Consider the following 15,221-nt stretch of genomic DNA (forward strand, 5'->3'; position numbering starts at 1 on the left):
TAACTTTTGATTCGAGAACAATAGTGTTTTTTGTTCCAATGTTGGCCTAGCACTAGAAGGTGGTATGAATTTTACAGTGTCTTGGTAATTAGAATTTAAGGTGTCAGCTTGTACACTGTGCGACGAAACAAAGGTACTTAAACTACTTACCGCGATTAAAGTTGTAAATGCTAACTTTGAGAATTTTGTTAATCTACTCATTCTATATTCTCCTTTTTATTATTTTGTAAGGTATCTCCTTACACCTCACAGTCTATATCCACTACAAAAGGGTGTACATACATATTGATAGACAAAATTCTACAAAATACGTCATGTTTTTGGGGTTGTGTATAATAATCCAATGTTTAAGAATTTATCAGAAGTAAAAAATTAGGTCTTATATAAAAGAGAATGAATAGTTTATACAGGGAATGTATATGAAATTATTGTTTAAATATTCTAAAATGAGTTGATAAAGATGTGGAATTGTTTTTTAGAAAATAAATGATTCCAAATTTAAAATTTGGAAGTTTAATTAAGGAAATACAAGCAGAAGTACATGAGACTGTAAAAGCTATGAATGAAGTAGGCGTAGAAGTACAGTCGGGAAGTAAGGTTGCGAATGATATTAAACAATGTTTTTATGAGATTTCAAAATCTGCAAATGATATTGTATCAAAAGTACATGGTATGGTAGAACTATCAAATAAAATGACAACTGATGCAATGAAAGTCGATACATCGATTGATTAAATAGCAATGGCTGTAAAAGAGAATTCTTCAAGTATGCAAACGATAGCTGGTTCATCTGAGGAACAACATGCTTCTATGGAAGAGATAAATTCTTCAGCAATACAATTAGCACAGATGGCGGAAGAACTTCAAGAGTGAATTGGTGGATTTAAGATTTAAGTTGAGATTCTAGAAGAGGATGCTAGAACTTTGTTACAGAGTGGAAATGAAAAATCTTATAACATAAGTAAATAAGTATAATATGTACTCTCTATATGTATTGAACAGGCAGATAAGCCATTTTAAAAACCCTCCATTTGGAGGGTTTTTAAATATATTTACATTAAATTTGTTGTGGTGCACCATCAAAATCGTTAACATTATATGAAGGAGCAGGATAATGTCCATGAGTAGCAAGCTGATCTGTATTAGAAAACTGAGAAATACCCAACGTTAACACCCCAATGAAAGCAATGCCAGATAATAATAAGCTAATTTTTTTCATTATTTTAACACTCCTTTTTCAATTAATTTTCGTCTTGCTTGATAACAAATATGGAAATAGTCACTTACCTTTGTGTGGTTCTCTAATTGTCTACATTTTGTGGCAAATAATTCAGCGTATTCGACAACATATTCCCATAACTCTTCTTTCTCAAAGTATAAGATTCCTTCTTGTATGATTTTTTCTAATTCTTCCAATGGAATGTTTTCATTTAATCTTTTTAAAATAAAGAAGTGATATATATACTCTTTGTTATGGATTTCTCTGCAGATTTTTAATCCCTTAACAATGAGTTTGCTAGCCGTCGATTGTTCTCCTAATTTATAATGTTCTTTAGCTTGTAGGAAGATAGCCTTGAAGTGTGTAGGGATTTTCTCTGTTACTTCTGAAAGGTGACGAATGGCTAAAGTAGACATACTTTGATCAGAATACAGCCACCCCATAGTACTTTTTACGTATAACAAGGAATCTTCTTCCTTATTTTTTTGTAGTAAATCAATTGCACATTGTAGATATTCTTCAGCTTGTTCGTACTGTTTTAAATAGATACAGCAACCACCTAACAAACTATTACAAAAGGCTGATTTTACTTCATAACCATCATACTTTGAAAATATTGCTCTCGATTTAATTGCGTATTCGATAGAAGCGAGCATGTTATAGGTATGGTGATAAAAAGTAGAAATTCTATAGTAGAATTCAGCGTGTTCAATTTCATCTGGTATGTCTACTAATATCTTTTCTGCCAGTTTATAATGTTCCTCTGCCTCAGTATAATTTGATATAAAAGTGGAGTGAATGGATTTAAAAAAATGATAATAGAAGCGTAGGAAATGGTCTGTAGGCATATCATAATCGCTGATGGCATCAAAGCTATTTTGTTGAATACCAAGGCTATCTGTTAAGACAGTGTAACGAAATTCAAGTAGTGAGTAATATAGTAATAAATTTTGATTTTGATGCTCTTGATTCGGTTCAATGCTTAACTGATTAATTTTTTCATCAATTTTCTTTTTTAGATTAGTAGCTTTTATAACTTGTTGAGATAGCATAGCTCGATACCAGTCGTTCAATAGAGAGGTTAACTGCTCATTTCCTTTTACTGAGACACTCATAATATACGCCCCCATCTTATAGAAATATCCTAATCCAATTAAATTGTAACTATCATAGCAAAATAGAAGAAAAAATGGTATGATTTTACAACTTTTTCAAGAAAATTCAGAAAATAATCAATTATTGTCGAATATACTTATAATTTAAATTATCTGCTCGGTATAAGTCATCAATCCAATGTGAAATAATACACAAAAATGTTGATATGTATTTATTGTAGCTAGGTACATAGAACTAAAACTAAGATATTCTTATCAACTTAAAAAGCCCAAATTCCTTAACTTAGGAATTCTTCACTTCTAATCGATGTAGTTCAATTGTGATGTACCTCACACCATCAATTCATTAATAAATTTACAAGTAGAATATCAATTGTTGGGAGGGTTAATCGTGATTTTCATAAAAATCCTCTTATTGTAATATGGGAGTTAACAAGAACGTGTCGATTAAAGTGTCTGCATTGTCGTGCAGAAGCACAGTATCATCGTCATCCTCTTGAGCTAACATTTGAAGAAGGAAAAAAACTAATTGATGATATAATTGTATACAAAAGACGACTAAATAGGTGTATATTGTACCTCCAAAATAATTTAAATTAACTTTTACTTAAGTTAATTAGGTAGTTAGAAATTGATAGACTAACTTAAACGAAAAGTGTTGAGCAGTGCGCTTTAATTGTATAGCAGTATATATAAATATAATATGGGAATTTACATCAGAAATAATGCGGGAAAATTCAAAGGTTTTAACTAAAATTATTTTATTATTAATAATTTCATGTACCGTAATTAATAATAAATCCAATTAAAAAGAAGTGAACTAGGATGAGCTTCCTACAAAAGTGAAAGAAAAACTTGCTGCGAAATAATAAAAAGGATTTGGCCTTAAAGGTCAAATCCTTTTCTGTTTTCAAAATCTTTTTGTGAAATGAATATAAATCCATATCTTTTAAATTGAGCTGTTGTTACGCCGTAACTAGTTTGTTTATTTCTACTAATTACTTAATGCTTATCATTTTTGCACCAAAACTTATCTGTCCATTTGGTAAGGCATCGAATAAATCTTACGTATACCACTGTGATTTCTGATAACTTACATGTAGAGGTATCACTCAATATAACAAAAATGTAATGTTAATGAAATGTAATTCCAACGATACTATTAATGAAATTATATAAAATGAAGGGGAGTTAAAGAATTTTTATAATGAAAAAGGAGAAGTATTAATGCGAAATATATTAAGTGTAGAAAAAATCGAAAAATATTATGGTAATAAAGATAATGTAACAAAGGCTATAGATAATATTAGTTTTAAGATAGATGAGGGAGAATTTGTTGGGATAATGGGGCCTTCAGGAAGTGGCAAAACTACATTGCTTAACTGTATATCAACGATTGATCATGTTACTACGGGAAAAATAATGATAAATAATAGTGACATTACTCGGTTAAAATCAAAGTCGCTAGATAAGTTTAGACAAAATGAATTAGGATTTGTATTTCAGGACTTTAATTTATTAGATACCCTTACTGCTTATGAAAATATTGCTCTAGCGTTAACTATAAAAGGTGAGGCAAGTTCAAAAATTGATGGAAAAATACAAGCGGTTGCAAAATATTTAGACATTAAACAAGTATTAAGCAAATACCCTTATCAAATATCAGGCGGACAAAAACAAAGGGTTGCTTCGGCAAGAGCCATCGTAACAGATCCATCTTTAGTGCTTGCAGATGAACCAACAGGATCGTTAGATTCTAAATCAGCTAGATTATTACTCGAAAGATTTGAAAGTCTTAATAAGGATTTAAAAGCTACAATACTTATGGTTACTCATGATGCATTTACAGCAAGCTATGCTCATAGAATTCTTTTTATTAATGATGGCAAAATATTTATCGAGTTGGTAAGAGGAAATGATTCCAGAAAAGAATTCTTTACTAAAATTATCGAAGTTATAACCCTTCTTGGAGGTGACGATAATAATGTACTCTAAGATTGCTATGGGGAAGGTAAAGAAAAGTTTTAAAGATTATGCAATATATTTCTTAACACTAACACTGGCTGTTTGTATATTTTATAGCTTTAACTCAATAGAATCACAAAAGGCACTTATGGAAATTAGCGCTTCAGATAGAAAGTATGTGCCTACAGTAATGAACGCTATCTCAAATGTGTCAGTATTTGTATCCGTAATATTAGGTGGTTTAATATTGTATGCAAATAATTTCTTAATTAAAAAACGTAAAAAAGAATTAGGAATATACATGACTTTAGGTATGGGAAGAAGAAACATATCCAGAATATTAGTAACAGAAACATTTCTAGTTGGCGTTATATCTTTAGTGAGTGGACTTATAATAGGTATTGGAGTATCGCAGGGGTTATCTACATTTGCATTAAAGCTATTTGACTTGCCCATCAATAAATATAAATTTGCAATTTCAACAGGTGCTATAGGTAAAAGCGTATTATACTTTGGAATTATGTTTTTACTTGTTATGTTATTTAATGTATATGTTGTTTCTAAATACAAAATAATTGATTTGTTAACAGCAGGTAGAAAAAACGAAGATGTAAAATTTAGAAATCCTTTTATCTATGTAATCACATTTATTATGTGTGTAGCATCACTTGGATATGCATATGTGACTGTACTAAAAATCGGATTGAATTTTAAAAATCCTATGCTCATGGTATCAATCATTCTTGGCATATTAGGTACATTGCTGTTTTTCTTTAGTTTATCTGGATTTATATTATATGTTGTAAAGAAGAATAAAAAAGTCTATTTTAAAGGGTTAAATATATTTATCATCAAACAAATAAATAGTAAGGTTAATACAAATTTTATATCCATGTCTTTAATCTGTTTAATGTTATTCCTTACAATGGTGGCGTTATCTACAGGAATCAGCTTTAACAGAATGATGGACGCAACAATGAAAGAAGTAACACCATTTGATGCTAGTATTACGTTGGAGAATAAGGATGAAAGTTACACTATAGAAGACGTATTAAATAAAGTTAATTTTAAAATAAGTAATAAAGAAAAATATGTATCTTATAATGTATATCGAACAGGGATGAAAGTGGTGGACTTTGTACCAGAACGTAAAGATTATAAGGATAGCGGTCTGGATTTCATTAAAGTATCTGATTATAATAAAATTTTAAATCTTAAAGGTGAAAAGGAAATCACTTTAAATAACAATGAAGTTTTACTTTTATCAAATGAAAGCCGGTTGGTTAATTCGATAAATGAAAGATTAAAAAATAGCAATAAGGTGAATATTAAAGAAAAAGAATATCTGGTAAAAAACGCTAAAGTTATACAAGAGAATCTTTACACTTCTGATGTGCGAACTAATTACTTCACAATCGTTATAAATGATGAGTTTTTATCAGGCTACAAAATTATTGCATCCGTACTTAATGTAAATTATTTAGATGGAAATAGAGAAGAACATAATAAAAAATATGATAACGTTGCACGGGGCTTTTATGACGAAAATGGCCCGAAATTAAATATTAATCGTATATCAGGCAAATCAAAGGATGAAGTTTGTGCAGAAAGTAAGGGATTGAAAACTATCATACTGTTTATTGGGATATATATAGGTATTGTATTTTTAATAACGAGTATGGCTGTATTAGCTCTTCAACAATTATCAGAAGCCAGTGATAGCATAGATCGATATAAATCTTTGAAGAGAATTGGTTCAAACGGAACAATGATCGACAAAACGATTTTTATTCAAACTTTCGTATACTTTAGTCTTCCAGTTATTCTTGCCATAATTCATTCTATAGTTGGAATTTATGTAGTCAATAATTATATTAACGCATTTCAACAAACAGACATTATTTTACCAGCATTGATGACTGGCTTAGTATTTCTTGTTGTTTATGTAGGATATTTCTACACGACATATGTCGGGTATAAAAATATTGTAAAAAGTAATACTTGATTTTATAATGCTCATTAAGGCTATTACACCTTGTTTCTCATGATGTAATAGCCTTATATTCTGTATAGGGAGGGAAAAGTCATGAAAAAAATCATTCTTATTGAAGATGATGAAATCATCAGAGAAGAATTACAAAATTTTTTTATAAAGTATGGATATGAAGTAAAGGCTCCCACAGATTTTAATCATATTATCGAATATATAGAAAGTGAGAATGCAGACCTTATATTACTAGACATAAATCTTCCTGTGTTCGATGGCTATTATATATGCAGAGAAATACGTAAAACTTCAGATGTTCCAATCATCATGGTTACAAGCAGAGATAGTGATGTAGATGAACTAATAAGTATGAATTTAGGAGCAGATGATTTTATAACAAAGCCTTATAATACAGAAATACTATTAGCAAGAGTAACAAACATTTTAAGAAGAACATCTGGAGATTTAAAGACGAATAATATCTTAATTTATAGAGATTTTAATTTAAATCTTTCAAATGCAACAGTTACTTATCAAGACAAGTCTGTAGAGTTAACTAAAAATGAAGTTAAGATACTCTCATGCTTAATAAATAATCGCGGTAATATTGTAAAAAGAGATTCACTCATGGAAACCTTATGGAAATCTGATTATTTTGTGGATGATAGCACCTTAACTGTTAATATAAATAGATTAAGAAAAAAGCTTGAAGAGATAGGGATAGAAAATCCAATTGCAACAAGAAGAAGGTTAGGGTATATAATGCCATGAATATAGGTGAATTTATTAAAGATAAAATGGTAGTAATACTATCTAATGTACTGGTATTTATTATACTAGCAGGTATATTGCTGACTGCGAATGTTCAGTTCATTATAATATTCTTTGCCTTTTGTATTTGGTTTTTTCCATTGATTTCATATATGGCTATAGAATTTATAAAATGTAAAAATTATTATAATGAGATTAACGGCATATTAGAAAACTTGGAGAAAAAATACCTACTTCCAGAGGTAGTAAAGGAAGCAAACTTTATACATGGGGAAAAGCTTAACGCTATACTGAAAGAAGTAAGTAGGGATATGCATGAAAATGTAAAATATTATAGAGATATGCAAATAGATTACAGAGAATATATAGAGACATGGGTGCATGAAATTAAGACACCAATAGCTTCTACAAAGTTAATAATTGAAAATAATCAAAATGAAGTAACTAATAAAATTGACTCTCAAATGGATCGAATCGAGGGATTTGTAGAACAGGTTCTGTATTATTCTCGAAGCAATAACGTTAATAAAGACTATATTATAAAACCAATCAACCTTGATGATGTAATAAGAACTGTAATTAAAAGAAATTATAGAGATTTTATTCATAAGAGAATAAAATTAGATATAAAAGATATTAATAACATCGTATATAGTGATAGAAAATGGGTTGAATTTATTATTAATCAAATATTAGGAAATTCCATAAAGTACTCAAATAACAAAGAACAAATGATACGTATATACTCAATTAAGAAAGCTAACTCAGTAATACTAACTATAGAGGATAATGGAGTAGGGATAATAACTAAAGATATAAATAGAGTTTTTGAAAAAGGATTTACTGGAGAGAATGGAAGGAGATTTAGCAAAAGTACAGGAATGGGTTTGTATCTATGCGAAAAACTATGCTCAAAATTAGGAATGAAAATTGGCATTGAATCTAAAGTGAATAAAGGAACTAGAGTTACATTAATATTTCCGTTGTCAGGTATGGTAACTTTTTAGCCTTGTTTATAAAAGAGATGCTGTCATCTTTCCACGAATTTCGTATGAAACTTATAAACAAATGTAAAACAGTATGCAAAGAGTAGAACTTCTCTTCATACTGTTTGTATTATTTAGTCATTTAATATATTGGTATATTTAATTGTGAATCTGATGCTACACAGACCTCGTAGGCGAGAAATTGTACACTATATAAAACAGTAAAATAGATATCCGATCCCTTAGCATACAAGGAATCGGATATTTTGTGTCTAAATTGTATTCTAAATTAAAATTTTCTTTTTTGATATGGTGACTCTATGCCCATCAAGCTAAGATTTTTAATTACCATTAAAGCGAAAAAATCCTCTCTCTACAGTCATTTATGAAAAATTAATCGAATTTCTTTTTTTAACAGATGATTAATTTTTAAATATACTCAAAGGTTAGGGTTTTACAATAACTTTTATGAACTATTAATACTTCATAAAAGTTATTGTAAATTTTGTGAATGAATGTTTTTGGCTTTCTACTTTAATAAATCCATGATGAGCTTCGATAATTGATTTTGCTAGTGCTAAGCCAATTCCAATGGACCCTTCTTTATTAGAATTTTTAGTTTTGTAAAATCTATCGAATATATATGGCAAATCTTCTGACGCAATACCTTCACCAAAATCTTGAATTACAATTTCAGTATGAATAGGAGAGTTTGTGACTTCAATATAAATAGAACTATTATCATTTGAATGTTCAATGGAATTCTTTAAAATATTTAGTAAAGCTTCTTGCATCCAAATACTGTCATGGAAAAGTGATGTTTTTTCATTGGCTTTTAAATGTATGTTCATATTTTTTTTATTTAATTTACTGTTCAAACTAGCAATGACCTCATAAATTGTATCAATAATATCAGAGTTTTCTTTTTCAAATAGTATTGCCCTAGCATCTATTTTTGAAACTTTTAATAAATTATGTATTAAAAAGCTGATTCTTGAAATTTGAACATCATTATTGTGTAAAAAATGATATTGCTGTTCATTTAATTTACCTTGTAATAAGATATCATTGTTCACTGTTAGTGTTGAGAGTGGTGTTTTTAGTTGATGAGAAATATCTTGTAAAGTTTGAATTAAAAATTGTTTCTCTTCCGTTAAATTATGCATACTTTTTCTAATAACATTTTTCAGTTTATGAAAAGAATTAGCAAGTTTAGCTAGATCTCCTTCTCTATTTTCCTTGATATCAATGGTGTAATCACCTTCAATAATTTTATTCGCTGCAGCTGTTACATTTCTAATTTTTAAGAAAAAAGATTTATATTGTAAGTAATTTAGAAAAATTAGGATTAAGCTGAACCCTATTACTCCAAGGAACATGTATATATTGTTTTGGGATATTTGTTTATTTAAATAAGGAAAAAGTCTTGAGTCCAATTCAGCAGATAGACCATATTGATTTAATAGCATTTCTCCATGACTGGAATACTCTTTTTTATTCGCTGTATCATTTGTAAGTGCTTGTATTATTTCGTATTCATTTTCTGGGTTTTGTGCAATTAGTTTCCCGGTAATTTCACTCCAAATAGTAATATAATCATTCTTTAAATGGTCGTATAGAATATGAACTGTGATACCTTGATATATAATAAATAAAAAAGAGATTAATGCTAATGTAAGTATATTAATTTTTATTTCTCTATTTATCATTAAATTACTCCTTACAGACGTCTTTGTTCCAGAAATATCCAACACCTCTTTGTGTGATTATATAGTTAGGATTTTGTGGAATATCCTCAATTTTACTTCTTAATCTTTTTATATAAACGGAAAGAGTATTTTCATCGAAAAACACTTCACTTTCATCTACTATTTTTTTCAATAGCTCATTTCTTTGTAACACTTTATGAGGATTTAGCATTAACGTTAATAAGAGTTTGTATTCTAAATGTGTTAAATTTATACTTTTTTCATGCTTAAAAGCTCTGGTCGCTTCAACTTCAAGCTGTATATTTCCAGACCTCAATATAGTATTAGAAGCTGTTTTAATTTTTTTTCTTAATTGTACCTTTACTCTAGATAATAGCTCTTTTACCCTAAAGGGTTTGGTAATATAATCATCACCACCAATTTCAAGGCCCATTACTACATTTGCCTCCTCATCTAGCGCTGTGAGAAAAATAATAGGTATATCACCTTTTCTTTTAAGATAGGTACATAAATCATACCCATTTCCATCTGGGAGTCCAACATCCAATATAGCTAAGTCAAATTTATTATTTTCGTATTGGTCTTTTGCATCTTGTACAGTAGAAACTCTTATAACTTCAAGTCCTTCTCCTTTTAGAGTAAACTCAATAGCCATTCCTAGATCGTTATCGTCTTCAACGAATAATACTTTATCCACAGTATCTCTCCTCATTTGTCTTTGATTATGGCAGTATTTTAGATTATGAAAGTTATTTTACACGTTGATTGGCTAATTTAAAATAGTTTAGTATGGAAATGGACTTTTAGAGGCCTTTCTGAGTATAAGCATAATACCCAAATCGGCTTGAAGCTTTTCAGTACATAATGAGATACAACATTTATTTAAAGCAGAATATTTACGTAATTCATACATGTTCTTGCTTATATTAAAAAAAAACTTGTAATAGAGTCTTGTTGAATATGTACGTTTTTATAAAATCATTAATATTTTATTTAAGTTAAGTTAACTTATACAAAAATGTTAAATGAAAATTGGATTCGCATTAATTATGTAAATGAATTTTAAAAAACAGATCATTGAGAAGAAGAGCCGAATGGGAGAGGATTTTCGAGAATTTGAAAAGTATGTGTGTACTAAAATAAGTGTATAAAAGCCATCTAAGTGTACAATTTTAAAAAATATCTTGATAAGAGTTACGAGTATATAAAAAGTTAGATTTAGTAATCTTACTAAATTGTAAGATTAAAGTATACATAGTAAGACAAGAGTTATTCAATTAACAATTAAAGACGTCTATACTGAAGGTAATCATTCTTTATTAAGATTTGTAGCATTTTAGCCACTGTTTATATAAAGAAAAAACCTACTGTTCTAATCCCAGATTAAACATAGTATATGAGGAGGAAGAAAATGAAAAAGATAATAGGATTTCTAGCAGTAACAGCAATTTTTATAGGTATAGGGTTTGCTGTAAATCGGTATATAAATGGTCCCTCACAACCAGTAAACGGTATCATGGTATCTGGAACAAAAGAAAATATATCAGATGTTAAAGATTTGTATAAAGATCAAAATGTACAAACAACAGATTATAGTTATAAATTGGTCACAGAATTAATAAAACAAGAACTCACTACCGAACAGAAAGAAGATATTAAGAAAGAATGGAAAGAAAAAAGAGAAAATATGACTGAAGAAGAGATGGACAAAGAACTTGATAAGTCATCTGTTAGAAAGAAACAATACGCGGTTATTACAAAATCTACAGCAGAAAAATTCTTAAAAAAAGGAATTGTAAGAACACCCTTATCTAAAGAAGATAGTTCAATAACTTCAACCCCGGTAAAAGAAATAAAAGAATTAGCGAGTGAAAAAAATTTATTTTATAGAAAAGAAGCGGAAAATGAGGAAGTTAAGGATGGGAATTTAAATTTAAATGGACAAATGATACCTGTTCAACATATTGAACAAAATAATTGGATTGGCTATTTTTCATCACCGATAGTAATTGTTAATGAGGAAACGTATAAACAATTAAAAGAAAAAGAAGTAAGCCTTTCGTTAATTCAGTTTGCAAAAGAAAATTTTGATTATAAAAATAAAAACAAAGTAAAAAAGGTGGTCGAATACGTTTCAAAAGTGTATGCAGTGAAAGACGAGAATGGTGAGTACGATAAGGATAAAATTTATTTTGTAGAGATTCAAAATTAATCTGTGAAAAGGATGAGTTGTATGGAGGTTGTTAGATTAGAAAATGTAGTAAAAACATATGGAGAAGGAGAAACGCAAGTACAGGCGTTAAAAGGAATTAATCTTTCCATTCGTAGGGGAGAATTCGTAACCATAGTTGGTGCATCAGGTTCTGGTAAAAGTACCTTATTGCATATTTTAGGAGGGCTGGATCGTCCGAGTTCGGGAAATGTGTTTATAGGTGATGAAAATATCTACAATTATAAAGATAATGAACTCTCTATTTTTCGCCGAAGAAAAGTTGGCTTTATATTTCAGTTTTTTAATTTAATTCCTGTCTTGAATGTACAAGAAAATATTGCTTTGCCAGCTCTATTGGACGAAGAACAGGTAGATGATCATTACCTGGATGAAATTATAAGAACTCTAGGGTTAAATGAAAGACGAGATCATTTGCCTTCTGAATTATCGGGTGGTCAACAACAAAGGGTATCTATTGGTAGATCTCTTATAAATAAACCCGATATTATCTTAGCGGATGAACCAACCGGAAATCTAGATACAAAAAATACAAAAGAAGTTCTGAATTTATTAAAAGTAACGGCTAAAAAATATAATCAGACGGTGATTTTAATTACTCATGATCCTGCTATCGCATCAAACTCTGATCGAATTATAACCATTACAGATGGCATAATTATTTCAGATAAACAATTAGTGCAAAATCAAGAAAAATGTGGAGGGGAGGAGTATTGATTCATAGTTACAAACAGTTAAGTCAAAAATATCTCAGAAGTAATATAAAACGTACTCTGCTAACATTAACAGGTATTATTTTAGCATTGGGGCTAATAACAACGATTGGACTTTTTTTTAATAGTGGATACACTTCGGGAATTGAAAATGCTAAAAAAGGTTCTATGGGTTCTGCAAATATTTCAGTTGAAAATTATAATCAAAAGCTTTTCAATATGATAAAAAGTAATCCGAATATATCTTCTTATGGCATCATAACTCCAGGAGAGGTGCTCCATGTTGATGATATAGCTGTTTCTTATATGTATGCAGATCATCAAGCATTCAAGCTATTAAAGTCTAGTATTCCTGTAGAAGGTAAGCTGCCTTCAAATGAAAACGAGGCTGTTTTGGAAGAATGGATGCTGCCTTACTTCGGTCCCAATCTTAAATTAGGCGGTATGTTTACTATTCATGAAAAAAAATATAAACTTGTTGGTTTGCTAAATAAGTCTAGTAGTACTCAGGAAAATAAAACTGGTCAATTATTGACATATAAAAATAAGTTCAAAGTTGGTGAAGGTAGCGTATTGATTGAATTGCATAAGTACGCAAACTTTGATGAAGTTGAAAATCAATTTAAAATATTGACGAATAAAGAAAATATAAGAGTGAATGACCAATTAAAGAGAGCCTTAAAGCCTAGTGTGGAGATAATGGCGGCAGCCGCTATTAGTATTGGGATTGTTGTGATTTCTACAATTGTTATTATTTACAATGCATTTCAAATTAGTATAGTAGAGCGAATGAAACAGTTTGGGTTATTGAGGAGTATAGGAGCTACAAAAAAACAAATCAGAAAAATTGTGATAAGGGAAGCAACATTTCTTTCTATTATTGCTATCTTTTTTGGGATTTTGTGCAGTATATTAGTAGTCTTTTTACTTAATCAAGTATTGATAAACGTACTTAAAAACTCTATAGGATATACAATTAAATTAGATTGGTTAATTATATGTGTATGTTCTTTAATTACATTGATAACTGTTTATATTTCAAGCTATTTTCCTGCTTTTTTTGCAGGTAGAATTTCACCGTTATTAGCCGTAAGTAGCCGATTAGCTATAAAAAAAGAAAAGATAAAGAAAAAAAAGAGAACAAAATTAAAGAAACCACTATCTTTTCCGTTAAGTATGGCATTAAAAAATATCCAAAGGAATCCCAATAGATATACAGTTACAATTTTGTCTATTATTATAAGTAGTGTACTGTATATCACGTTTACGTTTCTGATAGATACTGCCATTCAGCGTAAACAACCGGAAATTCAAGCTCTAAAATCGGATATATCAGTTACGGTTAATTCAAATTTAGACAAGCCTAGCATAGATCGTATGAGTCAAAATATTTATAAAGTTAATAACGTAGAGAAGCTGTACAAGCAATATCAGGCAAATAATTTTTATACGAAAGTACCAAAAATTAAACAAATTAAAGAATTACAAGGAAATGAATCGCTGTATCAAAAAGTAAAATATAATAATCAAACTGTAGAAATTATGAAAACACAAATAAAAGCATACGATGAGAATAGTTTAAAGAAACTAGCTGAAAATGTAACTAGTGGAAGAATTGATATTTCAAAATTAAATCGTGAAAAAGAGGTTATTTTAGTAAAACAAGCTGCATCAAATGATATGAATACAAGTAAAAAATATATAGGTTCTCTAAGTACTTTTCAGGTAGGGGATGAAATCCAAATAACAAGTCAGCAAGAAAGAAAATCTACAGAGGAAATCTCCTACAATGAAGAAAAACTAGAAACTTTAAAAATAGCTGCAATTGTAGAATTGGACATTTTTAATATGAGCAGAGTGATGGATACCATAACTTTTATTACTAGTGAACAAATAGCCGAATATATTACACCATCTCCACAAAAATTAACAGGTTTTGAAATTGATTTAGAGAATCAATCTCGGGCTGATGCTACAATTTTAGATATACAAAAGAAACTGGGTGAAGATGCATCTATAGATGTACAAAATAATATTGTTCAAAGTAATTTCCATACAGACAATATACTTTATATAAAAATATTAGGGTACGGATTTATAGCTGTTATTACACTAATTGGATGTGTAAATATTTTAAATACCATTACAGTCAGCATCATTATGAGAAGAAAAGAATTGGCTGCTTTAAAATCGATTGGTATGTCACAGAAGGATTTGAAAAAGATGGTTATATATGAAGGACTTCTGTACGGTTTCTTTGGAAGCATACAAGGGATCTTTTTCGGCTGTATGCTGTCATATATTCTTTATGTAGCACTGTCAAATACGGTGTCGTTTGAATGGATTATTCCTTATCAATCTAGCTTTATCACATTTATAACTGCACTGTTGATTAGTTATGTATCGGTACTAATTCCACTTTGGAAAATTAAAAAGGATAACGTTATAGATGTAATTAGAGAAGAATAGCAGTAGTTAAAATAATATGTGATTCTGAAGTTCATCCGAGATATGTGTAAAACGGTT

The 15,221-nt window shown here is 29.4% G+C and carries 11 protein-coding genes and 3 pseudogenes; 9 read left to right on the forward strand and 5 right to left on the reverse strand.

Translation table 11 applies throughout. From position 1 onward, the window contains the following. Positions 1 to 201, reverse strand: a pseudogene (locus tag AC0ONG_RS27115) (hypothetical protein); the annotation flags it as partial. A 294-nt stretch (positions 202 to 495) separates the two neighbouring features. Between AC0ONG_RS27115 and AC0ONG_RS27120 the strand changes: the two are divergent. Then, positions 496 to 873, forward strand: a pseudogene (locus tag AC0ONG_RS27120) (hypothetical protein); the annotation flags it as partial. 184 nt (positions 874 to 1,057) lie between these two features. Here the strand turns inward: AC0ONG_RS27120 and AC0ONG_RS27125 are convergent. Next, positions 1,058 to 1,219, reverse strand: a complete 162-nt coding sequence (locus AC0ONG_RS27125) for a hypothetical protein (RefSeq protein ID WP_474204814.1) — start codon at positions 1,217 to 1,219, stop codon at positions 1,058 to 1,060. After that, positions 1,219 to 2,334, reverse strand: coding sequence for a response regulator aspartate phosphatase (locus AC0ONG_RS27130; protein WP_474204816.1), 1,116 nt, complete (start codon positions 2,332 to 2,334; stop codon positions 1,219 to 1,221). The genes AC0ONG_RS27125 and AC0ONG_RS27130 overlap by 1 nt, the downstream gene beginning before the upstream one ends. Positions 2,335 to 2,706: 372 nt before the next feature. Here AC0ONG_RS27130 and AC0ONG_RS27135 point away from each other — a divergent pair. The 5 genes and pseudogenes from AC0ONG_RS27135 to AC0ONG_RS27155 form a co-directional block, all read left to right on the forward strand. Then, positions 2,707 to 2,874: pseudogene (locus AC0ONG_RS27135) on the forward strand (radical SAM/SPASM domain-containing protein); the annotation flags it as partial. Positions 2,875 to 3,561: 687 nt separating this feature from the next. Further along, positions 3,562 to 4,329, forward strand: coding sequence for an ABC transporter ATP-binding protein (locus AC0ONG_RS27140; protein ID WP_474204818.1), 768 nt, complete (start codon positions 3,562 to 3,564; stop codon positions 4,327 to 4,329). After that, the gene (locus tag AC0ONG_RS27145) at positions 4,319 to 6,304 is read left to right on the forward strand and encodes an FtsX-like permease family protein (RefSeq protein WP_474204820.1); all 1,986 of its coding nucleotides are present in this window, start codon (positions 4,319 to 4,321) and stop codon (positions 6,302 to 6,304) included. Before AC0ONG_RS27140 ends, AC0ONG_RS27145 begins: the two co-directional genes overlap by 11 nt. Positions 6,305 to 6,385: 81 nt before the next feature. Further along, positions 6,386 to 7,057, forward strand: a complete 672-nt coding sequence (locus AC0ONG_RS27150; RefSeq protein ID WP_097810615.1) for a response regulator transcription factor — start codon at positions 6,386 to 6,388, stop codon at positions 7,055 to 7,057. Next, positions 7,054 to 8,064 (forward strand): sensor histidine kinase, encoded by a 1,011-nt coding sequence (locus tag AC0ONG_RS27155; RefSeq protein WP_474204823.1) that lies wholly within the window; start codon positions 7,054 to 7,056, stop codon positions 8,062 to 8,064. The genes AC0ONG_RS27150 and AC0ONG_RS27155 overlap by 4 nt, the downstream gene beginning before the upstream one ends. Before the next feature lie 455 nt (positions 8,065 to 8,519). On the opposite strand, the gene AC0ONG_RS27160 is transcribed toward AC0ONG_RS27155, so the two are convergent. Both AC0ONG_RS27160 and AC0ONG_RS27165 read right to left on the reverse strand, forming a co-directional pair. After that, the gene (locus tag AC0ONG_RS27160; RefSeq protein ID WP_474204825.1) at positions 8,520 to 9,752 is read right to left on the reverse strand and encodes a sensor histidine kinase; all 1,233 of its coding nucleotides are present in this window, start codon (positions 9,750 to 9,752) and stop codon (positions 8,520 to 8,522) included. 4 nt (positions 9,753 to 9,756) lie between these two features. Next, positions 9,757 to 10,449, reverse strand: a complete 693-nt coding sequence (locus AC0ONG_RS27165; RefSeq protein WP_474204827.1) for a response regulator transcription factor — start codon at positions 10,447 to 10,449, stop codon at positions 9,757 to 9,759. Between the two features lie 714 nt (positions 10,450 to 11,163). On the opposite strand from AC0ONG_RS27165, the gene AC0ONG_RS27170 reads away from it, so the two are divergent. From AC0ONG_RS27170 to AC0ONG_RS27180, 3 genes are read left to right on the forward strand one after another with little or no spacing between them, the layout of a single operon-like run. Further along, positions 11,164 to 11,964, forward strand: coding sequence for a lipoprotein BA_5634 family protein (locus tag AC0ONG_RS27170; protein ID WP_474204829.1), 801 nt, complete (start codon positions 11,164 to 11,166; stop codon positions 11,962 to 11,964). 21 nt (positions 11,965 to 11,985) lie between these two features. Next, positions 11,986 to 12,699 carry an ABC transporter ATP-binding protein gene (locus AC0ONG_RS27175; RefSeq protein ID WP_474204831.1) on the forward strand — a complete coding sequence of 238 codons (714 nt, stop codon included), beginning with the start codon at positions 11,986 to 11,988 and terminating at the stop codon, positions 12,697 to 12,699. Continuing rightward, positions 12,696 to 15,164: an ABC transporter permease gene (locus AC0ONG_RS27180; protein WP_474204833.1), complete on the forward strand. Its 2,469-nt coding sequence runs from the start codon at positions 12,696 to 12,698 to the stop codon at positions 15,162 to 15,164. The genes AC0ONG_RS27175 and AC0ONG_RS27180 overlap by 4 nt, the downstream gene beginning before the upstream one ends. Positions 15,165 to 15,221: the final 57 nt, after the last annotated feature.

This window comes from Bacillus sp. TCT6 (assembly GCF_056033845.1).